This is a genomic window from Cyclobacterium sp. 10D3-21 (genome assembly GCF_055809755.1).
Genome location: NZ_CM147924.1, coordinates 7010544 through 7035834 on the forward strand (window position 1 = coordinate 7010544; position 25291 = coordinate 7035834).

General features: G+C 36.2%; 24 protein-coding genes and 1 pseudogene. All 25 read right to left on the reverse strand.

Features of this window, described 5'->3' with window-relative positions:
- Nucleotides 1-263: 263 nt before the first annotated feature.
- Nucleotides 264-2852: a DUF4132 domain-containing protein gene (locus AC0L7T_RS27415; protein WP_473339973.1), complete on the reverse strand. Its 2589-nt coding sequence runs from the start codon at nucleotides 2850-2852 to the stop codon at nucleotides 264-266.
- A 15-nt stretch (nucleotides 2853-2867) separates the two neighbouring features.
- A complete protein-coding gene (locus tag AC0L7T_RS27420; RefSeq protein WP_473339974.1) occupies nucleotides 2868-3251 on the reverse strand; it encodes a hypothetical protein in 384 nt (127 codons plus the stop codon).
- Nucleotides 3252-3944: 693 nt separating this feature from the next.
- Nucleotides 3945-4412: a hypothetical protein gene (locus AC0L7T_RS27425; protein WP_473339976.1), complete on the reverse strand. Its 468-nt coding sequence runs from the start codon at nucleotides 4410-4412 to the stop codon at nucleotides 3945-3947.
- Between the two features lie 595 nt (nucleotides 4413-5007).
- Nucleotides 5008-5418, reverse strand: coding sequence for a helix-turn-helix domain-containing protein (locus AC0L7T_RS27430; RefSeq protein ID WP_473339977.1), 411 nt, complete (start codon nucleotides 5416-5418; stop codon nucleotides 5008-5010).
- 779 nt (nucleotides 5419-6197) lie between these two features.
- The gene (locus AC0L7T_RS27435) at nucleotides 6198-6731 is read right to left on the reverse strand and encodes a hypothetical protein (RefSeq protein WP_473339978.1); all 534 of its coding nucleotides are present in this window, start codon (nucleotides 6729-6731) and stop codon (nucleotides 6198-6200) included.
- Nucleotides 6721-7191: an N-acetyltransferase gene (locus AC0L7T_RS27440; protein ID WP_473339979.1), complete on the reverse strand. Its 471-nt coding sequence runs from the start codon at nucleotides 7189-7191 to the stop codon at nucleotides 6721-6723. The genes AC0L7T_RS27435 and AC0L7T_RS27440 overlap by 11 nt, the downstream gene beginning before the upstream one ends.
- A gap of 931 nt (nucleotides 7192-8122) precedes the next feature.
- Nucleotides 8123-8610: pseudogene (locus AC0L7T_RS27445) on the reverse strand (DUF4411 family protein).
- 17 nt (nucleotides 8611-8627) lie between these two features.
- Nucleotides 8628-9755 carry an ImmA/IrrE family metallo-endopeptidase gene (locus AC0L7T_RS27450; protein ID WP_473339981.1) on the reverse strand — a complete coding sequence of 376 codons (1128 nt, stop codon included), beginning with the start codon at nucleotides 9753-9755 and terminating at the stop codon, nucleotides 8628-8630.
- Between the two features lie 622 nt (nucleotides 9756-10377).
- Complete coding sequence (locus AC0L7T_RS27455; RefSeq protein ID WP_473339982.1) at nucleotides 10378-10869, reverse strand: GNAT family N-acetyltransferase; 492 nt, start codon at nucleotides 10867-10869, stop codon at nucleotides 10378-10380.
- A 2-nt stretch (nucleotides 10870-10871) separates the two neighbouring features.
- Nucleotides 10872-11153 carry a type II toxin-antitoxin system TacA family antitoxin gene (locus AC0L7T_RS27460; protein ID WP_473339984.1) on the reverse strand — a complete coding sequence of 94 codons (282 nt, stop codon included), beginning with the start codon at nucleotides 11151-11153 and terminating at the stop codon, nucleotides 10872-10874.
- Between the two features lie 208 nt (nucleotides 11154-11361).
- The gene (locus tag AC0L7T_RS27465; protein ID WP_473339985.1) at nucleotides 11362-12615 is read right to left on the reverse strand and encodes a glycosyltransferase; all 1254 of its coding nucleotides are present in this window, start codon (nucleotides 12613-12615) and stop codon (nucleotides 11362-11364) included.
- A 506-nt stretch (nucleotides 12616-13121) separates the two neighbouring features.
- Nucleotides 13122-13841, reverse strand: a complete 720-nt coding sequence (locus tag AC0L7T_RS27470) for a hypothetical protein (RefSeq protein WP_473339987.1) — start codon at nucleotides 13839-13841, stop codon at nucleotides 13122-13124.
- A gap of 646 nt (nucleotides 13842-14487) precedes the next feature.
- Nucleotides 14488-14958, reverse strand: a complete 471-nt coding sequence (locus tag AC0L7T_RS27475; RefSeq protein WP_473339988.1) for a hypothetical protein — start codon at nucleotides 14956-14958, stop codon at nucleotides 14488-14490.
- Between the two features lie 46 nt (nucleotides 14959-15004).
- Complete coding sequence (locus tag AC0L7T_RS27480) at nucleotides 15005-15556, reverse strand: WapI family immunity protein (RefSeq protein WP_473339990.1); 552 nt, start codon at nucleotides 15554-15556, stop codon at nucleotides 15005-15007.
- 78 nt (nucleotides 15557-15634) lie between these two features.
- Complete coding sequence (locus tag AC0L7T_RS27485) at nucleotides 15635-16015, reverse strand: hypothetical protein (protein ID WP_473337338.1); 381 nt, start codon at nucleotides 16013-16015, stop codon at nucleotides 15635-15637.
- A gap of 1 nt (nucleotide 16016) precedes the next feature.
- A complete protein-coding gene (locus tag AC0L7T_RS27490; protein WP_473337341.1) occupies nucleotides 16017-16403 on the reverse strand; it encodes a hypothetical protein in 387 nt (128 codons plus the stop codon).
- A gap of 195 nt (nucleotides 16404-16598) precedes the next feature.
- On the reverse strand, nucleotides 16599-18017 hold the full coding sequence (locus AC0L7T_RS27495; protein WP_473339992.1) for a serine hydrolase: 1419 nt from the start codon (nucleotides 18015-18017) through the stop codon (nucleotides 16599-16601).
- A 79-nt stretch (nucleotides 18018-18096) separates the two neighbouring features.
- Nucleotides 18097-18516 (reverse strand): hypothetical protein, encoded by a 420-nt coding sequence (locus AC0L7T_RS27500; RefSeq protein ID WP_473339993.1) that lies wholly within the window; start codon nucleotides 18514-18516, stop codon nucleotides 18097-18099.
- Nucleotides 18517-18665: 149 nt separating this feature from the next.
- On the reverse strand, nucleotides 18666-19214 hold the full coding sequence (locus tag AC0L7T_RS27505) for a hypothetical protein (protein ID WP_473339994.1): 549 nt from the start codon (nucleotides 19212-19214) through the stop codon (nucleotides 18666-18668).
- Between the two features lie 88 nt (nucleotides 19215-19302).
- Nucleotides 19303-19641: a hypothetical protein gene (locus AC0L7T_RS27510; protein ID WP_473339996.1), complete on the reverse strand. Its 339-nt coding sequence runs from the start codon at nucleotides 19639-19641 to the stop codon at nucleotides 19303-19305.
- A gap of 110 nt (nucleotides 19642-19751) precedes the next feature.
- The gene (locus AC0L7T_RS27515) at nucleotides 19752-20210 is read right to left on the reverse strand and encodes a hypothetical protein (RefSeq protein ID WP_473339997.1); all 459 of its coding nucleotides are present in this window, start codon (nucleotides 20208-20210) and stop codon (nucleotides 19752-19754) included.
- Complete coding sequence (locus AC0L7T_RS27520; protein WP_473339999.1) at nucleotides 20204-20722, reverse strand: hypothetical protein; 519 nt, start codon at nucleotides 20720-20722, stop codon at nucleotides 20204-20206. The genes AC0L7T_RS27515 and AC0L7T_RS27520 overlap by 7 nt, the downstream gene beginning before the upstream one ends.
- 851 nt (nucleotides 20723-21573) lie before the next feature.
- Complete coding sequence (gene galK, locus AC0L7T_RS27525; RefSeq protein ID WP_473340001.1) at nucleotides 21574-22728, reverse strand: galactokinase; 1155 nt, start codon at nucleotides 22726-22728, stop codon at nucleotides 21574-21576.
- A gap of 27 nt (nucleotides 22729-22755) precedes the next feature.
- Nucleotides 22756-23748 (reverse strand): M28 family peptidase, encoded by a 993-nt coding sequence (locus AC0L7T_RS27530; protein WP_473340002.1) that lies wholly within the window; start codon nucleotides 23746-23748, stop codon nucleotides 22756-22758.
- Nucleotides 23738-25234, reverse strand: a complete 1497-nt coding sequence (gene cysS / locus AC0L7T_RS27535) for a cysteine--tRNA ligase (protein WP_473340004.1) — start codon at nucleotides 25232-25234, stop codon at nucleotides 23738-23740. Before cysS ends, AC0L7T_RS27530 begins: the two co-directional genes overlap by 11 nt.
- Nucleotides 25235-25291: the final 57 nt, after the last annotated feature.

A 25291-nucleotide genomic window follows, 5' to 3' on the forward strand; every position in this document is an offset into this window, starting at 1 on the left:
TTAGCCAAAATTTAGCTAACAAAAGAATTAATATAGAAAAGAGTTTTGCCCAAGGGAAGATGGCTACAAATTATTCTATTTTAGGGGGTCAATATGGTCCGTTTTACAAAAAAAGAAAACCATTCCCCATTCTAACCCTAAACCCCAAGGCAACGAACTTGCCCCTGAGCACGGTCCCTGAGCCTGCCGAAGGGTGTCGAAGAGTGCAGAAGGATTCCTGCCGTCAGAATGCTTAGTTATTTCAATATTTGCGTTATTTGATTCTATGATCGATTTATCTGGCTCATTATTGTAGAATCCGTTATTTTATTATCCTCTGCTAATAAAAGCGCCTTACTTAATACAATGGATAAGCCTCTATCACCTTCAAATGGAATAAAAACTTTATCAGTAGAATTTTCTGCAGATCGTGATGGGACAATACATAAATATTGATCATTTGGTTCCATTAAAATATTACCACTACCAATATGGATTTTATAAGTTCTAAGTTCACCTTTAATTATCAAGAATTTGCCATCAATTTCCGCTTTATCACGTATTTTTTTTAGGCGAGGAAGCAATCTTTCCAAAATAGCTTTTCTAGTTTTTGCAATTTCCGTTAAGTCTCCGAAAGAGTATGACGTCCAGTAGTCCCGGTTTGTTTGTCTTTCTCCGTTATTATCCATCCATTGTGGATCATTCCCTACACTACATACTCCTACAAACATATCTACATCACGCATTATTTCCGTGAAAATGATTTTTGGGACATCAACCAACTCCATTACCTCACCGATTTCTTTAGTAAATTTTACTTGGTCAGTTGATATATAGAGCCAAATACCCGTATCATTCCAACTCTCGTCTTGACTTAATTCATCAATCCAAAACTGGGCTGTTATCTTAAATTCTGGTAAATTCTTTTCGCATATTTCATTATCTCTGCCATCATCAAAAGCACCTAATAGTGAATATTTCCACCCTCTCAGATTAGCCAAGGAACTAAATTGATGTTGCTTTAAAATATGAGCTGCCATTCTATTGGAATAGGTACGTGTATTGACTTCTGCATCTGTAAGTATATAAATTTCCCTGAATGCTTGTTTTATAGGCTGTTTCCATTCCAGTTCCATCATTTTTTCCCGCCAGGCAATAATGGTTTCTTCATCAGAATTTACCGGATGCCAGAGTTTTACAGTTGTTTCTTCATCAATCCAATTTATTGATTTATGCTCTTTAGAATACCATTTACCATTAAGGGTTATGGCATCGGCAACCATATTTCCTTTTGTAAAAGTCCATATTAACTTTTCGGCTATTGGAGCAACTAAGCCATGCTCTAAATAATACTTCTCAAATGATACAAAATCCCAGGTCCTATCTAAAATAAATTGATTATCTATTCTTTGTTTCTGTGCACTGTATACCTTCTGAATTTCTTTAATTTCCTTTCGGATATCACTAAGTTTTTTAGATAAAGAAGTACTCTTTTTAACTATACTGGGCACACTTTTAATTGGTAGACCATCCGGCTTGAGCCACTGTTGGCTTACTTTCCTTCCTTCATTAAATATCTTTAGTGAATAGCTATCAAACTGAATTATTTTTTCCCCTTTTACAAGATTAAAATCGGGCACAGCCATCTCCTTTAATTCCTCAACCGAAACATTATATTTCTTGGCCCCTTCTGTTAAATGATTGTCAATCGTCTTTTTTACATTGTTTTGTCGAATTTTAAGTTTAAGCCGAGACAAAGCTCCTAATCCATCTTTACCTCTCATATTTCCTAAAACGTAAACACATGCATTTCCAATGGATGCCGCGGCTGGCCCTTTTCCTGGGATTTTTAAGTACGTCTTTTCACATAGTTTACTGAGTATTCGTATGGTTTCCTTATCAGAGAACCGTTCTACTGTCCAAACCATCCCCTTAATAAATTGTTGGCTGGGATTACACAAGAAAACGGTCTCAACATAATTATAAACCTGACCATTGTATTCATGTGTGGTACTTTCATTAAAGGGATTATGATTTAATGGAGTTTCTAGCACTCTGTGTGCTATTTTTTTGAATGACTCTAGGCCTATTTTGTCTTGAAGTTTGGCTACTTCTTGACTAAATTTCTTTGACGGTTTAGAACTGGTAACATTCGAGGCTAAATAGAAGATTTGATCAATTGCATCTCTATTTTCTTTGACAGAATTTATAATTTCATTTACTTCATTTCCGATATCATTGGTTTTTAAACTAAATACTGGAATATTTCCTTCCTTTACCAACAAGGCTCTTAATTTTTTAGTGGCCTTTCCCATATCACTACCAAAGTATTGTTTATTTGAGGTATTTTTAAACTCTTCCCATTCCAATGCTTCATTTATAAACGAAGTAAGGGTCTTGGATCGCTCATTATTCTTTAAATAATATTCAATTTGTTTTATCGCATGATTAATGGGAAAATCATGAAAATAGCCATTATTATTCCTTGATATTTTATCTGAACTATCTTTAAAGCTTCTCAAAAGTTCAATCCACTCATGTTCATTATAATTTAATTTTCTACGCAGTAAGCCACTTTGTATAGCAAATGCAATAGGCCTGCCAAAATAGTTTATATCATCACTGTTAAATGAATTCCTACCCTTAGATTCAGCAAATTTTATAGAAAAACAACAGATGATATCCGTGAGTTTATTAATAAGTACTTTTTGTTCCTCTTCTGATATTTTTTTTAAATTTTCATATTCTTCAATTCTTGATAAATCATTGGCACTATAAACATAATTAACTTTATTATGAATAGCGGAAATAAGCTTTTTAAGCTCATTATCATCATTTTTTGATTTTATAATTCTTTTAAAAAAATTGAACATCTAATTCTATTTTTATTACCCTCCAACCATAGGAGTTAATTTAATAAATGAAACATGAGTTGACTCGTCAACTAGAAATCTCTGTTCCAGACTATCTACTTGTTCGTCATCTACCAATATGAAAAACCCATTATTTCTAAAAGCTTCGAGTGCAACATATAACTGTTTTTCCCGATCCAATTTAATGTCTTTTTTCCTGTTTAAACGTTTTTCCATGTCATGTGGCAAAACAAGGCCTTTCTGATAATTATTTACATCTTGCTCATATCGCAGTATCTCCGAATTTATTCGAGCTTCGATAAGCTCTAACACAGTTATATATTCCGATTCAAATTGCAAGGATATTTCATGCAAAATATGACCAGCCGCACTTTCATCTGTGACTTTCAATGTATTCATTTTATTTATTTAAAATTTTAAACTAATCTAACCGATTTTAGGATAGCACACTACTTTCATCAAACTGTCCTGATAGCCTACTTTATTAATACCTATAAAGATAATAAGAAGAAGCAAACTATCATCCTCTGACAGATATGTAATATTTCCCGTGTTCTTAATCAAGACAAAAAGTGTCTTTCCAGGTTATATAGGCAATTGTTCAACCCACTGGGGTTGGAGAATTCAGGGAATATTACCTATCCGCGGATGCCACCCGTGGATATTGTTATTGAAGCCCCTCAGGTGTCTTGAATATCTAATAAGCCAGATTCCAAAAAATAGCTACTCAAGGGGAAGAGGGCTGCAAATTATTCTATTTAGGGGGTCAATATGCTCCGTTTTATTTACAAAACCCATCCTAAACATTAACCCCAAATTTATCAAAAAAGCTTAAATAAAAGCACTGTGACACCTATGCCTCCGGTTATCTGAGCCCTCAAAAATCATGAACCAAGGACTTAAAAGTGCTACTAGACAATCAATTCGTCTAATTTTAATAATTTTAATGCCAGCTAATTCCCTTAACCAAGTAAAAAAACCTATCCAACCCCCATAGCAGAAGACTACCTGAGGCAGAGTCCCAATCTTGGCTGCTCAGGACTACAATAAACCGAAGCCTTAAATCGCATCATTGTAGCTTAATTGTTGGCGTTAGTTTTTTATATAGAATTCTACATCGTCTATTTTGAACAAATAATCTGTAAAGGGTCTTTCGTTTTGAGAATTGTATGGTTTTACCCTCACAAATTCTCCTTTCATTTCACCTTCTTGGTCCCAGTCGAAAAGCCTGTTGAATTTGAATATCGTTTTATCATTTTGAAATTCGTAGTCCTTCCATTCGCAATAAAGCCCTTTTTTTATGCCAGCTTTCGTTTGAGTTATTCGTTTTCTAGGGACTACATAAATATCCCAACAATCCTTAAAATCTGGTTCTTGGGCATAGTCAAATATTTTTGCCTGAACTAATGAGTCAAAAAGTCCTTTTTCTACAAGTGAAAATGCTTTATCAACCTCGAAAATAAAATCACCTGCAACCGATTGGTCAATTACATAATATGTGTTCCAGATATGCATTAATGCACCTCTATAGGTCAATATTATACTGGTGACTTTCTTCATTTTTATAATTAACGCATAAAATAGATCCTGACAACCTACATTAATAATACCTATAAAGATAATAATATGAAGTAAACTAGCAGCCACTGACAGATAATGAATAATAACCTTAAGTCCTAATCTAAAACAAAAAGTAGCTTCCCAACTAATATAGGCACTTGTTCAACCACTTTGGGCTTGGAGATTTGATGAATGCTTACCTGTCCAAGGGTTGCCACCCTTACTTATTGTAGTTGAAGCCCCTTAGTCTTCCCAGATAGAAACTAAGCCATATTCCAAAAAATAGCTACTCAATTGGAATGGGCTTTAGCCCATTTTTAAAGATGGTTACTCAGCATCCGGCTTTAGCCAAAATTTAGCTAACAAAAGGATTAATAGGAAATTGAACTTTGCCAAAGGAAAGAGGACTGCAATTATTTTATTTAAGGGGGTCAATATGGTCCGTTTTATTTATTACTCCCCTCCTTTCAAAATAATCCTAATTTTCACTTAATAAACTGGTCCCTGAGCACGGTCCCTGAGCCTGCCGAAGGGTGTCGAAGGGATCCAGCCGTCAGAATGTTTAGTTATTGGCGGGTCGTATTTTTTCTATTCCTCATAAGACTGGAATTTCTAAAGTTTTGTTTTTTTCACTAATCAATTTGTATGGTCGATTAAAAGCTTCCTGAGATACCTTAAAGTAGCTAGACAATTTTCGAATCGTATCTTTAGATAAACCCTTTTGATAATTTAAAATTTTAGAAATAGTTCCTTTTGAAAGTTCCAGGATATTGACTAGATCTTGTGCTTTTAAATTATGATCAGACATTAATGTCTTCAATAGGACAATAGGGTCAGCGTCATTAAGTGTATTATTCTCCTTGTCCCATTTTTCAATTATTAAGGTGAGTAGCTCAATTTCATCTAATGTGTTAGAATCCTCTTGAGCTATCAAATTCTCAAGAATATCACAGTAATCATTATATTGCTCAACACTTTTTATAATTTTATATTTTAAAGTTCCCATTTCAATGATTTCTTTATCAAATGTACTTTCATATACTTAATCGGTAATATGTAAATAAAGTTTCATTAAGGGAAACATATTCAATTTGGAAAGATAAAAATTATTGGCCCAAGGCAGTTTTATCTTAGTCTAGTTCCTAATAGCGACCCCTACCAATACTTTTAAGAGTAATTATTTTAGTTAAGAATCAACTTCTTCTTCCTCCAAACCTTTTTTCCCGAATCATGCAATATTGCGTTCTAGCCAGCGCTTTTAAGGTCACACACAAAGTCAATATCAACAGTCAGATCGGTCAGGTCGTAAAAATCAATTCCCCATTCTAACCCTAAACCCCAAGGCAACGAACTGGCCCCTGAGCCTGTGGTCCCTGAGCGGAGTCGAAGGGTGTCGAAGGAGACTAGGCTGTTCCATTCCTTCGAATGCTTAGATACTGAAAGTCGTTTTTAGTTCTTTGAACCACTTTGGAGATAACTGAAATTGGTATTGTAAGTCCTAGAATAATTGACACAATTTAGCTATTCCATAAATCACAAATAATCTAAGACCCGCTGTAGTGTTGCTATTGTTTACTTCATTTAGGTAATCCTTAACCTCCTGGGAATTATGAAGATAAAAATACAGATACAACGAGCATAGGCCAATAATGAATAAAAAAGTTAACGCGAAAATCTTTGTCCATTTCATCTGCCATAGGGATTAAAGCCTTAGATGAATTCTTTTAACTGTTCTTTTAAACTTTCAAGCCCTACAATGTTCATTCAGATTCTTGATTACAGTTTTTAATCAATTGATTCACTAAGCTTAACCTCCTTTTCAAGCTTTGGTCTCCACACCTCCTGGCTTGACATGGTCTCACATAATTTCTCATGAAAATATACTTGGTACCAAATTTCCTTTTGAAACTCACAAATGTTTTCAAATACCTTTTCAGAATGAATCATCAATTTCATAATAAATTCATCTTTGGGATCTCGGTGATTGTTAATTACTTGACTAAGCCTGATTGGTGTAATATTAATATCCTGAGCAAAGTGATTTCTTGTTGAATAAATGGTGTCTACATATATTTTTAGGAAATCAGCAAAGTGATTTTGATCATCATACATTGGTTGCTCGATATATGCTTCCATTTTTAACTTTAGCTGCATGAGTTTTGCTCGAATAATATGCTCTTTAGACAAATTCTTCATTCTCATTAATCGTGCTTCCATTAATGATGCAGCTTCTGATTCTCGTTCTTTCTTTGAATTATACCTTGAATCTAATCCATATTCAGCATCTGCAATAAGATCCTTATTAGTTTTACTTTTCATGGTCATACTGATTAATTAAATCCAAAATTTCAGGCACCTCTATACTCAAAGTCATACCCGTTAATTTCATATTGTATTTGTCAATGTAATGTTGGGCAATTTGACTTTTTGGCCTTAAGGATACACAGGCATATTCAGCATATTCCTTAACCGCGATTCTAGCTGCGTACGCTATTAAATTCCCCGCAATTCCGTCATACTGTTTTTCTTTTCCTCTGTTATCTTTTGAAACGGTTAAAAATCTAATGTGTACTCGCCACTCTTCTGGGATTTTTTCTAATGATATAATCCCTATAATTTCACTTGTTCCTGATAGTTGTAACTTATATACTTCATAAGCTTTTTCTTTTTTCCAGTCAAAGAAAAAACGACTCTTGCTAAGCGTTTTATAGTCACCATCTTCTACGGGATTTATCTCAACGATATGACTGTTCCCTGAAGAGGTTTCTATTACATTCATACGATCAATATACGAAATTGTTTACCAAAAACGGAAACAATAAGGAATAAGTATCCATTTTTTGGAAATATTAATGGGTCGTCAAACTGCAGTTACGCAATTATCGAATTGCGTATTCATTCTTGTTTGGAAATGAAATAGTAGACCAGCCCGTGACAGCATACCTAATTATTAACTAAAAGGTGTAAACTACCAGCGACTGACAGATAATGAATAATACCTTTAGGTCCTGATTAAGGATAAAAAGTGGCTTTCCAAATTATAAAGGCTCCTGTTCAACCCTTCCAGGGTTGCAGATTTGATAAAATGCTTTCCTATCCACGGGTGCCACCCGTGGTTATTATTGTTGAAGCCCCTCAGGCTTCTTGAATATCAAATAAACCGTATTTCTAAAAATAGCTACTCAATTGGAATGGGCTTTAGCCCATTTTTAAAAAGGGTAATACAGCATCCGGCTTTAGCCAAAATTTAGAAAACAAAAGGATTAATAGGAAATTGAACTTTGCCAAAGGAAAGATGGCTGCAAATTATTTTATTTTAGGGGGTCAATATGGTCCGTTTTACTAAAAAAGAAAACCATTCCCCATTCTAACCCTAATCCCCAAGGCAACGAACTGGCCCCTAAGCCTGTGGTCCCTGAGAGGAGTCGAAGGGTCGAAGGGTGTCGATGGGACTAGGATGTTTTAGAGGCTAGGATGCTTGGTTATTATTATAGAGAACTAATATTGAAACTTAGAAGCAACACCATTTTGACCAACAAGGTAGCAGGTGTATCTTGTCAAGGCCACATCTTGAACTTCTCTTTGTCCACCTTTGCCAATCTCTATCATTTTGGTGACGCCAACGAAATGATTAAGTTTCTGTTGTGAATTGACCTTTCTAAACGGTTTGTTTACATATTCCTTTTAAGCATTTGTAGTATTTCTGTATTTTAGAATGTTATACCCAATTCTCTAAACATTTCAATTGTGTTCCTATATAACACACCAAAATGCTTACAGGGCTCTGGCATTTTGATTTTGTTTTTACGATTCGGGTCACTCACTTCATGAGTAACCAAGACCCGGCTCTGAACATCTTCAAGAACGTAAGCTACTAAAAATGCATCTGCTTCATCTACATCCAGAAATTCGTAATAGCGTTTGGGAGATAATGGTCACTTTTTGATATCGCCCAAGCAGATATTTTACTATACTCACTCAACGCAGTCGAAGAATCTTTAAAAAAGCCATCAGGTAAATTACCTTTACACCAATCTTCCAAGTTATCATTCTTGTTGAAAAGCTCCTGTTTAACTTTGTCAATACTTATAATTGTGCCAGATTGAGCTAATTCATTAACCTTCAACCAAAAACTTTTCGCAACATCAAGGGGATAAGTAGCTCTGTGCGCTTGGATGAAAAAATTGCTATCTACCACATATTATTTCATTCGTATTATATGGTTTTGGCAAAAAACTTATCGAAAGTGTCTCCTTTCATGCTCGTTAATTTGTAAGCATCACGATAAAGTAGTTGACCAGTTTTTACAGCATTGTTTACATGGGAAGCAAATGTCAAACTTATACGTTTTCTAGCAGTAGCGTAGAAATCACCCCCAGCCCCTTGATTTTGTTTTTTACTGAACTCTCTATTCTTATACTCTTCATAAAAGGAAAAAAACTGTTTCTTAGAAATTTTTCTTGTATCGAGCGCTCTCCTGGCAATAACAATTTCGCTAACTTTAAAAAAACGAGAACAAAATTTTATGCTAGGATTTATAGTCCATTGTTCTTCAAAGGTTTTTTCCGGAACTAAAAATTCAGCAGCGACTTTGTCACAAAGAATTTCTATAGGTTCATCTGCAGGTTGAAGCTTACGAAAGTCAAAACCAGCGCTATGTCCAGTCCAAATATGTGCAAGTTCATGAACAATTGTAAATAGCTGTGCTGCTTTACCATCGGAGTTATTAATAAACATGAAAGGTGCTAGATCATCAACAAGAACAAAACCTCTACATTCATCTACTTCAAGTGTTCTGGATGTATTATTCTCAACAACACCATTAAATACGGTGATAATTCCTTTGTCCTCAATAATTTTAACTAAGTGACTAAGAGATTCCTGCCAAGTCTTAAAATGTCTAGCCCATTCTTCTGTTAACCCTAAAGTAGTTCGAATACTATTAACTATAGCTGGAATATCATTACTCCCTTTGAATTTGCCAACAAAATCTAACGGTTCAAAACCATTATCATCCAAATATTCTTTTAACCAGTTTTGTCGTTGCTGTAATAGCAAAATGGTGTCATATACATTTACGCTAACCTTCTCCGCTTGCTTTCCATTTGTTCTAAAGAATGGGATAGGTAGCTTTTCTTTAGGAGGTTCCGGTAAAAATAAATATCCAAAAGGTATGTGTACTTTTTTAGAAAATCGCTCAAGTTGCTTTACCGTTGGTTTTTTTTCACCACTAAGCCACTCAGTAACTTTTGGCATCTTTTCGGCAAATTCAAGCAAATCATACCCAGCTCGGTCAATGGCCCAAGTAAGGATATTAGCATTAATATCTACCGTATTTCTCATATCACAAAAGTATTAATTTAAAAATACATTAATAGAATCCAAGATACAACATGATTTATATGAATTTGATTCTTTTCAGCTGTGAAGTCTTAGAGTAAAGCCTAATAGGGTACATTAATACCTATAAAGATAATAAGAAGTAAACTTGCAGCCACTGACAGGTAATGAATAAAAACTTTAGGACCTAATTCAAGACAAAAAGTAGCTTTCTATCATAAAGGCTATTCCAGCTCCAAGGCTCCTGTTCAACCCTTCCAGGGTTGCAGATTTGATAAAATGCTTTCCTATCCACGGGTGCCACCCGTGGTTATTATTGTTGAAGCCCCTCAGTCTTCTTGAATATCAAATAAGCCATATTTATAAAAATAAATACTCAATAGGAATGGGCTTTAGCCCATTTTTAAAGATGGTTACACAGCATCAGGCTTTAGCCAAAAATTAGTTAACAAAAGGTTTAATATTGAATCGAACTTTGCCAAAGGGAAGCTTTCTTACGCTTAAGGGACTTTCACCCATAGTATCGGATAACCTTTTGGCCTATATTCACCATTCAAGGCGCACACACTACATTCAGACTAGACTGTTCCAATCGTCAGAATGCTTAGTTATTGGCGACAGTATTTTATATAATTTGTTTTATAGTGCTCATTGGAAGGAACATTTTCTCACTATCTGGCAGTTGTTCAAAACCATATTTTTTATAAAACTTGACCGCAAATTTATTAATTGGGTCTACGACAACAGCCATAGCCCCGATACTTTCTTCGGATAATGTAAATGTTCTAAATAATGCATCTAAAAGTAAATGCTCTCCTAATCCTGTTCCTTTTGCAGTTATGTCTCTAGCTAGTCGTCCGAGTAAAATGACTGGAGCATTGTAACTTTGGGGAACTTTATTGATATACTTATCAGGAATCTGCTCTCTCCCAAGACTTTCGCTCGATAAGGTGTAATAGCCAATTACATTATTGTCATTGGCTATTGCAACGAAGCAAATTGCAAGCTTTTTCTTTACATCCTGACTAACTTGTTTTTGGATATAATTGGTTAGTTGTTGCTCTTCACATTCAAATGCCTTTCGGTTATGGGTCTTGTCTAATATAGATATGTCCAACTTCAGCCTTTTTTTGATTTGTATCTTTTCGCGGCCTCAACCAAGTTTTGATTAGGTTTTGAATTTCCGAATACGGCATCAAAGAATACTTTACGATCTTTTTCTGTAGCAATAATTCTGTCATTTTTTGCCACGATTTCTTCAGCTTTTTGCTTAACTACTCTAACAATAAAGCTGCTGAATGATTTGTCTCCGCTTAGTTTTTGTGCTCTTCGGAATATTCTTTTGTCCATAGAGGTCACTCTTAACTCGATCCGTTCGTCTTTACTTATCTCTGCTTCCATGACGTATTTAATTTTTTCAAATGTACGGCAAATTACCGTACAAAACAAATTTTTTCAATACCCTACAACGGTTGATGGTATCGTGTCGTGCGGGATTACGAAGCGATTCCCTATCAGTTTACACCGACCTATTTTACGACGAGCCACGAACGCTCAAAAACCGCTGAAACCCGCATGCACTATACCATGTGTTGTAGCCAGTGCTATCTTAATTTATTATCATATCGTAAAGCTTATCTTTATCACTTTCAACTTTCATTTTTTCGCTTATTAGTTTAGTGTTCCTCTTATAAGATTCATTATTCATGAGGTCTAACAATTTATTTTCAAAGTTCTTTTCATTTAGGTTTTTAATAGATATGCCCTCTGGACCCAGATGTAACTTTGAAATGACCTTGTTCCAAAAAAATTGATCCAGGATATGAGGAATGATCAGGTTTGGGCATGAATATTTTAAAGCTGTGTGAATGGTTCCTGACCCGCCATGATGGATGACGGCATCTATTTTTGAAAATATCCAGCCATAGGGAATATTACTCACAAAACGAATATTGTCCGCACATTCATCCGTTGCCTCCAGGCCTCCCCATGAAGTATTTATGATTGCGGAAATGTTATGCTTTTCAAGTACATCCACTATAATACGGGTTTTTTCTTTAGGATTTGAATTAGACATACTTCCAAAAGTGATGAATACGATTTTTTTGTGCGTCTCTAAAAATTCTATCAATCCCTCATCTGGTTTCCAATTTGCCGTTTTATCCCTTTCGTAATATCCAACAACTTGAGCAGGGTAAGGCCAATAATCAGGTCTTGGAAATAGTGAAGGAGAAATTGCATAAAAAGTCTTTTCCTTTTCAAGTATTGCCCTTTTTATTGACGAAACAGTGATTTTTAGTCCCGGATAATCCTGACGATACCGTTTTGAATACTTTTTGAGCATTATGGCTTTCATTACATTTCCTAACCACATACTTAAAAGATTCAGTGTTTTTCCATAATTGCCCAAGACAGTGAGATGCTTTATGGGATGAGCAACCCCAGGTATTGGACTAACCATTATGGATTTTCCTGGATTAGCCATGCCCCAAAGAAGGCTATAGTTACATTTCGGGTGATATAAAATTCTATCGGGCTTCTCTCCTTCCTGGATATCATGCTGCTGAGTAAGAATGTCTTTGGATAGCTTCTTTCCGTCTTTCACCAATTTAATGAGATAACCAATTCTTTTAAAAATTGAACCTTGGCCGCTCATAAACATTTTAGCCTCTTTACCGTCCATAAGTTCAAGAAATTCCTTATTGAACCCGCTAAATGGAAGTTCCATGTTTTCTACTATTTCACGGAATTGTTCGGGGAAAACACAGATTACATCCCAATTCTTTCCTTTTAGCACTTGTGCGATTGCTAGGAATGGTTCAATATCTCCCCTTGTTCCTATAGAGAATAAAATTGCTTTCATCTTTGGGATTGCGGTTTCTTGCATTGGCTAGTAGAGTAGAGCCTGATAGCCTACTTTGTCAGTACCTCTAAAGATACTAATAACAAGTAAAGAATCAGTAACCCTTCATCAAACCGTACCCTGTTAAATACAGGGTACTTTTCCCTCATACGGCTTACCGATAGCCTTCTTTATTTGCTTTTCATAGGATTCTACCCAGCAATTGTTAAATTCATATATTACTACGCCACCCCTTATGGCTTCGGTAGCTTAGCTCATTGCACTTCACATTGCTGTTAATCCATACGATGTTCCACTAAAAATAAATCAAAAAACAATGTGGCTGATTTACGAGCACTACTAAACAATCAATTCGTCCACTTTTTAATAATTTTAACACCACCTAATTTCCTGAATTACCCAACAAAACCAATCCAATCCCCATAGAAGAAAGCTACCGGAGGCTGAGTCCAATCCCGATCGATCGGGACTACAATGAACCGAAGTCTTAATCGCATCATTGTAGCTTAATTGTTACCTACCGTTTTTTCTTGTTCAATCATTTGTGTTACAATCGAAATTTTTTCTGCGTAGTCTTTATCTATTTCGTCTGCCTTAAAGAATTCAATTTCTAATTTATCCAATAGCTCAGGCTGATTTAGTAAATTCAAAAACTCCTTATGGTAAATCTTGTCTTTGATTTTCAGTCCTTTATTTATTATTTCGGTTCCATTATAATAGAAGAATGTTACGAAATTTTTCAAGCGATTTTCATTCCTAGTCAAGTCCCAAATACTCAAAAGGTCTTCTGGCTTAAAAAAGAAGGAATAATATTCAATGTCATCTGTCCCAATTTCAGAGTTCTGTTTGTTACTAAAGCTATTCCAATCAGCAAAAATGAAATCTTTAATCGCTTTAATTTCATTGCTTTCCCAATTTTCCCATTCTGCGTATTCTAGTTTTGAAGTAATTTCAAAAAGTCCAATAAGTCCTTTTCCGTTCTTTTCGTTATGAACTTCTAAAATTCTTGGTAAGAAGTGTTTATAATGTTCAATATCTCCCCAAGTATAAAGTGCACTTCCGTGATATGAACTAAAGTCGTCTTCTTCAAGTTCCGGCAGTTTCTTTGAAGCCAATTTTTTTACATCATTTTCGTCTATACAGCCACAGTCACAATAATGCATATCAGAGGTCGTGTATTTTGAAAATACTTTATACAAATTTTCTATGGCTTCTTCTAGCTTCATTTAAATGGTAGGTAACAATAGGGTATCTACTGTTTGAAGAAGACAATATAAGGACTAGTTACGCTTATTCAAATTGATAGATACCTACTGTTGTAATGCCTTTTTCTTTGCCTTTGTAAAAACAGACGCTTCTCCTCCCGCTCCTGCGGGTCAATCTAAAGAAAAACGGAGTTGGACAAACTTTACCTATTTACCTGTTATCTATCAGGGTTTTATTTCCAGTTATGGCTTTTTATGCTTGGATAAGAACCGTTGCTGGAAAGTTAGCAAACAAGCCAACTACTCCATTGTAATTGTTTTTGATTTTTACCCCTTATTCCTTGACTTTCTGAAGGATAAGGGCTAACTTCAATCAAGTCTTTAAGACGTTCTCGACACGTCTACAAGTGATCACCACTTGCACGGTCTCACCGCAAGACTTGAAAGCCGGCTTACCGCCTTCAAAACAATTACAATTCCTCTCCCGCTAAAAACCCTGTAGATTAACCTAAAAGTTTGTCAAATTCAATACAACGTTTTAGCTAAGAAACGTGGGGGATTTCGAAGAACTTATCTGTCCGCCTGTGACGAACTAAACTACGAAGTTCTATGCTAGTTTTCAGTACGTTTCTCCCCATGTTTTCTTAGGTTTTGTTGTGCACAGTTTTTATTCTTTTTTCATGCTGTCTAATTCCCAAACAATTTCTCTGTAATTGTCATAATTACTAAGTGAATCGCGACTTTTCCAACGCTTGTAATCATGGTCTCCGTCCAAGTACCATTTTTGAACTTTGTACTGATATCCATCTTCAGTCCATTCTGAATTCATGTCGGCATGATAGTCTTGAACTTCCATCACAAGCCATAAGGTTAATAGGCTTATTATTGGTGCTGCAAAATTGAATCTGCTTTTCTTTTTCCAATCAACTACTGCCCAAATTAAAGTTCCCCATAAAATAATGAAATTGATAATTGCAGCAATCAGAGCGTAGTTTTCTCTTGTCTCAAAATTCGTTTCTGAATATTTTGGTTGGTCAAAAAATAAGGAATAGGGATTCCACATCAAGCCATAAGTCAATAATAGGTTGAAAACGAATATTACAATGATTCCTAATAGTGTGAAGTAAGTTCGTTTCATTTTAATTGCGCACAACGGTTTGACTATGAGCAGGCGGGCTTTAGAATCACTTTCCTGTCAGCCGTGCCCATAGTTGGTTAAAAATATTATTATTTCCTTTTTCACTATCGCCCCGCTTGCTTATAGTTTTTGTTGTGTGCAGGCTTTTTATTTTTCTCTCGGGATATTTTTTTAGTTCAATCTCTAAGTCTTTAGCATATTTCCTTAATTGGTCATTTGTTGTCTTTATGTCCACAAAATAATCTTTTTCATCATCAGCTGATTTTGGTCTAAATTCAAGGTCAAAACAGATTCTAATTTCTTTTAGGTCGTCTGTAAATTCATTTTCTAATACAAACGATAAATTGGGTTCTGCAAATTCCAGTTCAGTCCATTGCGGTTTTGTATTATTTGAAAGATCTGTCAACCAGTCAATAATTTCTTGAACTTCCCAAGTTGTCAAAGCTGGGTCAATTGTCTGCCAGTCGCCAAAATCGCTTTTTACCTTTAAAAAAATATTCAGCCAGTTTCCGTCCCAGTCCTTGTCCCGAGAATCTGGAAATTGATAGTTTACAATTCCAAGTTCAACAAATTGGTTACTTATTCCTTTAAAGTTCACTTATGCACGTTCGTTCTTTTAGCTTGCACACAACGTTAAGTATATGAAACGTTTGAGTCCCGAAGGGCGAAAATGTTTTCATATACAGTGTTGTGCTTTCGTGCTTTTATTTTCTTTTTGATTGCCGTTGATGTCAACGCCATTTTCCTGGGAATACACCTTCCATGTTTTCATTAAGTCCTTAAATTCCTGGTCCGAGCAAATGTCAAATCTTTTCAGTGAATGGTACATTGCTGTAATGGTCACCCCGGTCAATCTTCCTTCATGCCTTGCCTCGCAATTCGGACACCAAATCATAGGTGGTTTGACATTGTGTTCCATTCTTATTTGGGACAGCTTTTCATTTAGGTCTTTCACCAGTCCAAATTGTTCGGGAATATTCAAGTCATTCTTCCATGACTGTTTTAACCTTGTAATTAATTCTGGAAACCAGGTTGTATGTGATTGTCCACTTGGCATATCATTCCATTGCTGATTCGTTAAGGTCTAGCTCCTTAAAGTCTGAGTACAAGGATTCCATTTCCTCATGCGTTATTCCATATGGAAATCCACAGGAAGTATAGCCAGCAATAAAGGCAAATGTCTCATCAATGGAAGGTTCTTTTTCAGAAGATAATTCTTTTTCTTTCAGTTCTTTTCTGCGTTTCAGGGCTTTCGCCAGATTCTCCATCGATCTCTTTATCTGATTCTCATATTCCTCCGTAATTGGGATTCCTAGCATTCGCAGTTCTTTGACAGCGCAAAGCTTGTCAACTGCATATCTTTTGCTATATGCTTTTACGACATACTTTCCGGTATAGCTTTCTAACCATTTTTTCCCTGATGCCAGTCTACTCGGCCTACTCATTGTCTTTCTTTTTGGTGTATTCCTTTTTTCTTCTTCATGTTTTTCTGCATGAGGCACAACGGTTTGCAGCTACAAGAAGGTGGCGGATTTCGGAGCACAAAACTGTCTGCCACCACAAAACTTGATACGAAGCAAAAAGCTTCATTTAACCACTGAACCGCCAATTTTTTGTAGGTGCTGTTGTGTGTTCGTTTTTTATTCAGATATTTTAATCCATTGCGTTTTTCCTTTTTGTTCAGCTATCAAACTTTTAATGTTGCCACCATCATCTATTAAAAATTCTAATACAGCATTCACTTTTTTTGATTCAAATTTATGATTTCCTAAAGGTAATACATCTACTTCTGCACCTTTCTGTTCTGGAAATGATAAGACAAGCCTATCAGCAACTATTAAAACTTTCATAATTCGATTTTTGTCAGAAGAAAGTTGATAAGTCCCCGTATATTTCTCTAGCTTTTCACTATCAATAAATAATCCTTTAGTGGGTTTAATTGGCTTACCTAATATTTCACTTCCTAGATAATTGGCGATGTCTTCTGTTGGCTTAAATCCTCTATTTGAAAGAATTACTACATATATATCTTCCTTAGGTAAATATATCCCGCTACTTGAAAAGCCGTAAAGGTTTCCTCCATGTTGCAAACTAACCGACCCTTGTAAGTTTCTAATAAAAAATCCAAATGAATAGCCAGTGGGCTCACCGTTTTTAAGTAATGAGCTCTTTTTTAATAATTCATTTGAATTTAATATCATATCCTTAAAAAGTGTAGAATTCCAAATGTTCAAATCTTCAATTGTAGAAGTGATGCCTCCACTTGAATACCATATTGAGCCATCTACTAATATTGAGGGTTTAAAATTTCCACTTGAAAATTGGTATCCTAATGGTTGTTTTGCATTCTGGTGATTGCCGCTATACCAATATGATGAACTCTCCATTTTAAGAGGACTAAAAATAACCTCTTCAAGATACTGTCCATAATTCTTTCCCGAAACTCGTTCAATGATAAAACCTAATAAAAAATAATTGGAGTTACTGTATTGATACTGGGTATTTGGCTCGAATTCTAAAGGGTCATTCTTAAAGTATTCAATAACTTCTAATGGATGATGTTCTTTAGTCAATAAATGATACTCACTTTCATCAACATCAAAATACTCTCTTATTCCTGAGGTTTGAGCTAATAAATTTTCAATAGTTATTTTAAATTCTTTATTAGGAAATTCAGGAATGTACTTTTGGATTGAATCTGTTAATTCAATCCTATTTTCTTCAACTAATTTTAAAATTGAAACAGCTGTGAATTGCTTTGTCATTGATGCGATTGGAAATATATCCTTCACAGCAAGAAATTCATTAGTTTCTATATTTGAAACGCCAAATGCCTTATTGTAAATAATTTCTCCTCTCCGAGAAATTAGAACTGCACCTCCTGGTTCATCCGAAGGGAATTCATTTTGCAGGTATGATTCAATTCTACCAATTGCTTTTCTTTCTTTTTTTGCTAACTTCTGTGCAACTGATTGTTGAAAAGTCAATATCATTAATAAGAAGAATATCAATTTCAATTGAAAATTTTTTAGGCAAATATCTTTTCCAATTAGTTTCATCGGCTTGTTTTAAAATGACACACAACGACTACTGTATGGTGCGTATCCCGAAGGGTATGCACTATACAGAATGTTGTGCTCAGTTTTCATTTTTCCATCTCCTAAGCTTTTCTGAAAAAATATCAGCGTCACTAATCAGAAATTCGTAAGTGTTTCCACCGCTGGTATTAATTGTCAGCACTTTCTTCTTAAAAGCCTTTTCTTCTGATAAATTTATGTTCAGGATTTCTGATTTTTGAAATCTAAAAGGAGAAATAGGATCCATCCAAGGTCGGGAGCCGGGCCCCTGTGCATCAAAGAAGAACTCGTTATCACCAAGGGCGAGAATACCTGGATAATTTGGTGATGATAACCCTTTAAATCCTGATGGAAAATAACTTCCCCACTGTTCGGCATAGATTCTCTCGTTCTCCTGAATAAACGTCGAACTTAATTTTGGCGTGCAACTCTTTAACAAGATGCAGAGGAAGAAAAGTAGAATGAATTTATATGTCTTCATTTTTTTAATTGAGCACAACGGGGTTCAGCTTGGAGACGGCGGGTATTCGGAGACGTTCTCTTCCAGCCTACTCCAAACTTCTTCAAGGTACTAAACTTTAAATTTACTCGGAACCGCCCGCTGGATCCAAGGTGATGTTAGGGCATGTTTTATTTCCTATACACTATTTCAAAACAACCATAGCAATCTTCAGAATCAGAGTTCAATGGTATTAAATTTTTATCTGCTAAAATCCATTCATTTGTAAAATGACATTGATCGCAATCAAATTTTTGAATTTTTAGGGTGTCATTTTTTAATACATATCTCCCTTCAAAGTCTTTAAATCCCCCAAGTCCTGACCTTCTCAATCGATAATTGTTATTTTCAAAAATTTTAATGTTCCAAGAAGACCTCTCTTCCTTTAAATGAGCTTCTAGAATTACGCCCTTTTCTATTTTTTCAGGAAGAAATGGAATGGTTAAGAAACCCAGTAGAAGGAATGAGTTGTAGTAATTGAGAGGTTTTGGAATTTTTTTAAAGTTCAAGAAAAGATTTCCAATGATAACCATGAGAATTATAGGGTAGGTAATAATCCATAGAAGTCCAATATTTTTAAATCCGATTTCAGAGCCAAAATAGCGGATTACCATATAAGTAAGTATTATTGAAAACACTACTCTGAAAATTATATATATATGGTTTGGTGTTAATTTCATAATTCTTCCTGAATAATTAGGTAAGAGTAGTTGTAAATACGTGGTACCTGATTTAGAGGGGTTTAGTTTGTGAATTTCTTTAAAATTTTCATTTTTTAATGCTATACAGTCCTGCGACCAAACTTGGAATACAAAGAGGGATTGAATAATATAAAATCAATTTATTATCCAGTATCAAGTAAATGGATATTGTTATTATTAAAATTCCTAAAATGGGAAATAGCAAATATTTTGGAGAGGTTCTTTTTTTTAAAATAAGAACTCCAATTAGAACTACATGTCCAATTAAAAGTCCATTTGCTATTAATCCAGTTGCCAACAATCCTGTTCTGATACTATACGAAAAACTCACAATTGCTAAAAAAATAATTAGCCAAAAAATCCATGAATTCTTAAATAGAAATTCTTTTGTTTGTGTCGTATTCATTTCCTATATGCTTGTAGGTCTGTTTCTTTAAATGTGCCCTAACGGTTCCGCTATGAAACGTGTCCCGAAGGGCATGTTTTATAGCGATTGTTGGCGTGTCGTTTTTTATTTTAATTATTCCATTCATACCAATAATGTCGTCCTAGTCCTAGGTCAGTGAAGAAGTATAAGTGGATTGAAATTGCTACGGGTAAAATCAAAGCTGCAATTATTTTCTCTTTCAATTCAGCTTCTTTTCTTTTAAAGATTCCGAACAGAAGTATCGCATAGGAAAGAACCAATCCAATAAATAATAATGCATGAATCCACCCGAGTCCTTCTCTGTCATGTGTTCCGCCTGAATAAAGTTTAATTCCAACGTCATGCAGAATAATAAATCCCGTTACAATTCCACTTAAACTTATAGGTTTCAAAGTCTTAGCTCCTAAAGTCATGACAATAGTCATAGCAGATAATACGATTGGCGTATAGGTAATGCCATTGGGAGCAAAGAAGTGCCCGTTTATCAGATTTATCAAAATGATATTGAATGAGAATAAAATCGCTGTTTTAGTTGTTATTTTCAGCATGGATCCCAAAATTGAATCCGACCTATATGACCGTCTTTAATATGCAACCAAATTTCACTGTCGCAATTCTCACAAGGCCAAAGTCTCAATATTCCATATTCATCTGTAAGCCAAGTCTTATACGAAACTGGGAAGTACTCTTTCAGTTCTTCAGTCGTGGTCGAAAAGTCAAGAGTTACCTTGTCAGTCTTCAGTTGTAGGTTGTTCTTTTCATTGAAGTAGATTTCTTGGAAAACAACATTCTCATCTACTACTAAAAAGTCAATCTCTTGGTAGTGAAATAAGTCTACACTTTGAATGTCCTGTTGTTCTGTCGAGTAGGGTCCGCATTCAAACTTCGGGTCATAGGTCGTGTCAGGTTGTCCGAATTGTCGAATCAAGTCTGCCTTTGTGGACTTCCATGTTATTTCATTGATTGAAATCTCCTTATAATTCAGAATGTCTGGCGCTTGTCCAAAATTGAACTTTGAGAGCATCAACAGGAGAACTATATGAAGTGATTTGAGTTTCATTCTTTTAATGCACGCCAACAATTGTATAAAGCTATGTTTTGCTGGGGAGTTGCGTATATATCTATTATACACCCCTAAACTAACTAAATACTTCTAAATAAAAAACCCTTTATGGCCTTTAAAAAGGGGTTTTTAGAAAAATGATAGGTTTAATGTATATTTCGCTCTAACCGTTTGGAAACCGTTTACAAACATTTAACAAACGGAAAATGCCGGAAACCTATATGTTCTCCTATACCCAAGATTTACCCCCAAATAGTCAGTTGCCTCTTGTAATCTCTTAACTGCTGATTTTATAGTGATTTCAACCCTGCATAAGAAAGCACAGGAAATCCTTTTTCTTGATCCGAGTTTAATTCAAAAACCCTATATAAACCAGCATTTTACCGAAATGCTTTACTTTTAACCTTCTCCCTTGTCAGTTTTTGGTCAAATGCTTTGGTTAAAACTTAAAAAATACTGCCAAAAAGGCGGAAATTTTCGGTTAAAAGTTTCAATTACCCACTTCTGAACTGGAATTTTGAAGTAAATAACTGCAATGGGTAGGTTCCGAAGTACCCCTCCCCACTTCTGAACCTGGAAAATTTGACCTTATCCAATGACTTTTCCTGAAATTTTGTCATATATTCCGGTTTTTACCCTGTTTTCTGTCAGTTTTTGGTCGAATTTTTCAGGTTTTAGGTGAAAAATATGAGTTCTGAACTGGAAAATTCGAGTTAAAAGGTCCAAGCTTGTCAGTTTTAAGTACCCCCTCCCTGTTTTAAGGGAATAATTGAGATTATAAACCCCAATGGGTAGTTTCTGAAGTACCCCACCCCAGTTCCGAAGTACCCCATTGGCTTTCCTAATACCTATAAATTGATAAGCCCCGTACCATCCGCAACGTTCACCTCATAGCTTTCCATTTGCCTATTGAACTTGTCGGCATAGGCGGCTGAAATGGCGGCGATAAATGCTTTTTTATCGGTTTTCTTGATTAGGTTTAGGGTACATCCTCCGAATCCCCCACCCATCATTCTGGCACCCAATACATAGGGCAATTCCCGGGTATAATCCACTAAAAAATCAAGCTCGGGACAACTCACTTCATAATCAAGGGAAAGCCCATCATGAGAGCCATAGAGAAATTGTCCTACCGCCTCCAGGTCCTGCTTGGCCAATGCCTCACAGGTTTTTATCAGGCGTTCATTCTCCTGAATCACATAGGCACAACGCTTGTAAACCACCGCAGACATTTCGCCCTTGGCTTTATCCAGCATTGATAGGCTTATGTCTCGAAGGCATTTCACCTCTGGAAAATGTTTCTTGACCTGACTTACGCCTTCCTGACATTCCTCCCTCCTTTGGTTATAGGCAGATTCAGCCAGGGAATGGGCCACTTTGGTATTGCATAGGATCAATTGGTAGTCCCCCAATTCCAAAGGGAAATAAGAATGCTCCAAAGAACGGCAATCCAGACGGATGACCTGGTCTTTTTTGCCCATCATGGAAGCAAACATGTCCATGATCCCACATTTTACGCCTACAAATTCATGTTCGGCCTGTTGGGAAAATTTTAGTAATTCCAGCCTTTCCAACTGTAAATCAAACAGCTGATTCAGGCCAAAGCCCACACCATTTTCCAAGGCGGCAGAAGAAGAAAGGCCTGCCCCTATGGGAATGTCACCGCCAAAAACACAGTCAAATCCCTCCAACCGGTTTCCATTGTTTTGAATGGCATTGGCCACGCCCATCACAAAATTTACCCAACCTTTGGCAGGTTTCAGGTCATCCAGTGAAAAAGTCATTTCTTCTTGAAAATCAAGGGAGAAAACACAACAATTTCTGCTGCTATTTTTGGCAAAGCCAAGGTAGATGGACTTGTCAATGGCCGCAGGCAACACAAAACCCTCATTGTAATCGGTATGCTCACCTATAAGGTTGATCCTTCCCGGAGAACGGACAATCAAGGGGCTTTCCTGGTACTTTTCCTCGAAGGTTTTTGAGATAAGTTCTGGAATGGTCATCTGGAATGAAGCGTTATATTAATAGTATTATTCTTGAAAAAGCGTAAACAAAACAGTTTGCCCAACCACGGAAAGGGTCTTCTTGTCTATGATCTCCATATTGTCCTTATGGGTATGGTGGTAAAGTCCAAAGCCAAAATCAGGGCTATACTCTATTATGTTTATCATAGGAATATTGGCATTCTGATTGACAAAAAGGTGGTCATCTGTGATGGCCTCAGCGGTTCGCATTTGGAAAAAATCTCCAAAACCCAAATGATGGGCCTGACTCCAAACCTTGTCTACTATGTTTTTGGCATATTGCACCGAATAGCCCTCCTTATAAAATCTGGCATTTTTTCCCCCGACCATATCTACCAAAATGCCATAGTATGCGGAATAACCCTTTACATGAGGCGTTTTGGACCAATACTGAGAACCCAGACACCACCAAATTTGGCTGTTGTCCCGGAAATTTCTGTGATCTGGCTCCCCATCATCTTCCCCATCGAAGAAGATAAAATCTATTCCTACATTAGGCTGCAAAGTATCTGTATGCAACACACGGGCAATTTCCAACAAAAGAGCAACACCACTGCCGCCATCATTGGCTCCGTCTATTGGATCATCAAGATCCTGAGTGTCCTTATCCGCTATCCTTCTCGTATCCCAGTGCGCCCCTAATAAGATGCGTTTAGACGCTTCGGGTTTAGAACTTCCAATTATATTTCTCAATTGGAGTACTTTGCCGTCATAGGCTTTGTCCTCAAAAGCCTGCTCAGTTACTGTTAGCTCAAAACCTTCAAGTTTTTCAATTATCCAGTCGCCTGTGAGTCTATGTGGCTCAGTGTTGGGTACCCGAGGGCCAAAATCTACCTGCTGCTGTATATATGCATACGCGGAATCTGCATTAAACTCAGGTGCAGCCTTGTAGGTTATTACTTCTGTGGAAGCATTTTCGTTGCTGGTGTTTTCACCACAGGCCCCAAACAACAGCAGAAACCCAATAAATAAAACACCTATCCTTTTATTATTCTTCATATGCCCAATCTACACTATTCTTCATGTCTTTAATTATCACACCAACTCCTTTCAATGCCGCTCTGATTTCATCTACTTTTTGATAATCTCGGGCTGATTTGGCATTGCTATACAGGTCAATGATCACTTTTAATAACTCCTCCTGGTTATCCCCTTTTTCTTCTATCAAACCAAGAATCTCTTTAATAAAGACATTAAAGGTCTGAATCAATTTATCATAAACCTCTTTACCCAACTGAGCTGGATGCAATTGTCCGGTATAAAGACTGTTGATCTTTTTCAGCAGGTTAAAGAGATGGCCAATGGCTTGAGCTGTATTGAAATCATCATTCATAGAATCAAACGCAGCAGCGATACTCTTCTCAATTTGAGCCACATTGTTTTCGTCAACAAGCACATCAGGATCTGCTCTATAGCGCAATTGAGAGGTAATTCTAAGCCCATTGATCAATTTTTTATACCCTTTTTGGGCAGCTTGCAAGGCTTGGTTAGAGAAATCCAGTGTGGAACGGTAATGTGCCGTCAATATAAAATACCTAACGGTCATGGGACTATAGGCTTGCTCCAACTTCTCATGATCACCATTGAACAGTTGCTGAAGGGTAATGAAATTTCCGAGAGATTTGCCCATCTTCTGCCCATTAATCGTAATCATATTGTTGTGCATCCAATACTTGGCCGGATCGGTATGATGGCTTGCATTGCTTTGGGCAATTTCACATTCATGATGCGGAAACATTAGGTCCATTCCACCTCCATGGATGTCAAATTTGTCTCCCAGGTATTTAGAACTCATGGCAGTACACTCCAGGTGCCATCCAGGAAAACCTACACTCCATTTAGAATCCCATCGCATCAGGTGTTCCGGAGAAGCTTTTTTCCAGAGGGCAAAATCCACGGGATTTTTTTTCTCAGATTGACCGTCAAGTTCACGGCTACCACTCATTAATTCATCGACTACCCTTCCAGACAATATGCCATATTGCTTTTCCTCCTTATTGTATTTCAAAACGTCGAAATACACGCTACCATTCACCACATAGGCCAAACCATTGTCAATTATTTCATCAATCAATTTGATCTGTTCTGGAATATGCCCGGTAGCACGAGGCTCAATACTTGGCCTGAGGGTATTTAGCAATTCCATGTCTCTATGGTAGGAAGAGGCATATTGTTGTGCCACCTCCATAGGTTCGAGTTGTTCAAGCTTAGCTTTCTTCGCTATTTTATCCTCTCCTTCATCGGCATCTGCTTCCAAATGACCAACATCAGTAATATTTCGGACATAACGAACTTTATAATCCAGAAATCTAAGGTACCTAAAAACGATATCAAAGGACACTGCTGCCCTTGCATGCCCAAGGTGTGCATCACCGTAAACCGTGGGTCCACAGACATACATGCCTACATTTGGGGGGCTAATAGGTTCGAATATTTCCTTAGTTCTGGAAAGGGTATTGTATATTTTTAACTTTTTTGATTGCATGAGGCAAATTTATCAAACTTTCAATACTTTTTTTAGGAAAATAATTTTATTACATTT

Coding starts and splice junctions, on each gene's coding strand:
- AC0L7T_RS27485 (WP_473337338.1), bottom strand. CDS start 16,015: ATGCCAAGTGGACAATCACATACAACCTGGTTTCCAGAATTAATTACA.
- AC0L7T_RS27505 (WP_473339994.1), bottom strand. CDS start 19,214: ATGAAATTAACACCAAACCATATATATATAATTTTCAGAGTAGTGTTT.
- AC0L7T_RS27420 (WP_473339974.1), bottom strand. CDS start 3,251: ATGAATACATTGAAAGTCACAGATGAAAGTGCGGCTGGTCATATTTTG.
- AC0L7T_RS27530 (WP_473340002.1), bottom strand. CDS start 23,748: ATGAAGAATAATAAAAGGATAGGTGTTTTATTTATTGGGTTTCTGCTG.
- AC0L7T_RS27490 (WP_473337341.1), bottom strand. CDS start 16,403: ATGAGTAGGCCGAGTAGACTGGCATCAGGGAAAAAATGGTTAGAAAGC.
- AC0L7T_RS27430 (WP_473339977.1), bottom strand. CDS start 5,418: ATGGGAACTTTAAAATATAAAATTATAAAAAGTGTTGAGCAATATAAT.
- AC0L7T_RS27470 (WP_473339987.1), bottom strand. CDS start 13,841: ATGAAGCTAGAAGAAGCCATAGAAAATTTGTATAAAGTATTTTCAAAA.
- AC0L7T_RS27510 (WP_473339996.1), bottom strand. CDS start 19,641: ATGAATACGACACAAACAAAAGAATTTCTATTTAAGAATTCATGGATT.
- AC0L7T_RS27440 (WP_473339979.1), bottom strand. CDS start 7,191: ATGAATGTAATAGAAACCTCTTCAGGGAACAGTCATATCGTTGAGATA.
- AC0L7T_RS27515 (WP_473339997.1), bottom strand. CDS start 20,210: ATGCTGAAAATAACAACTAAAACAGCGATTTTATTCTCATTCAATATC.
- AC0L7T_RS27465 (WP_473339985.1), bottom strand. CDS start 12,615: ATGAAAGCAATTTTATTCTCTATAGGAACAAGGGGAGATATTGAACCA.
- galK (WP_473340001.1), bottom strand. CDS start 22,728: ATGACCATTCCAGAACTTATCTCAAAAACCTTCGAGGAAAAGTACCAG.
- AC0L7T_RS27450 (WP_473339981.1), bottom strand. CDS start 9,755: ATGAGAAATACGGTAGATATTAATGCTAATATCCTTACTTGGGCCATT.
- AC0L7T_RS27435 (WP_473339978.1), bottom strand. CDS start 6,731: ATGAAAAGTAAAACTAATAAGGATCTTATTGCAGATGCTGAATATGGA.
- AC0L7T_RS27425 (WP_473339976.1), bottom strand. CDS start 4,412: ATGAAGAAAGTCACCAGTATAATATTGACCTATAGAGGTGCATTAATG.
- AC0L7T_RS27520 (WP_473339999.1), bottom strand. CDS start 20,722: ATGAAACTCAAATCACTTCATATAGTTCTCCTGTTGATGCTCTCAAAG.
- AC0L7T_RS27495 (WP_473339992.1), bottom strand. CDS start 18,017: ATGAAACTAATTGGAAAAGATATTTGCCTAAAAAATTTTCAATTGAAA.
- AC0L7T_RS27415 (WP_473339973.1), bottom strand. CDS start 2,852: ATGTTCAATTTTTTTAAAAGAATTATAAAATCAAAAAATGATGATAAT.
- AC0L7T_RS27475 (WP_473339988.1), bottom strand. CDS start 14,958: ATGAAACGAACTTACTTCACACTATTAGGAATCATTGTAATATTCGTT.
- AC0L7T_RS27500 (WP_473339993.1), bottom strand. CDS start 18,516: ATGAAGACATATAAATTCATTCTACTTTTCTTCCTCTGCATCTTGTTA.
- AC0L7T_RS27460 (WP_473339984.1), bottom strand. CDS start 11,153: ATGGAAGCAGAGATAAGTAAAGACGAACGGATCGAGTTAAGAGTGACC.
- cysS (WP_473340004.1), bottom strand. CDS start 25,234: ATGCAATCAAAAAAGTTAAAAATATACAATACCCTTTCCAGAACTAAG.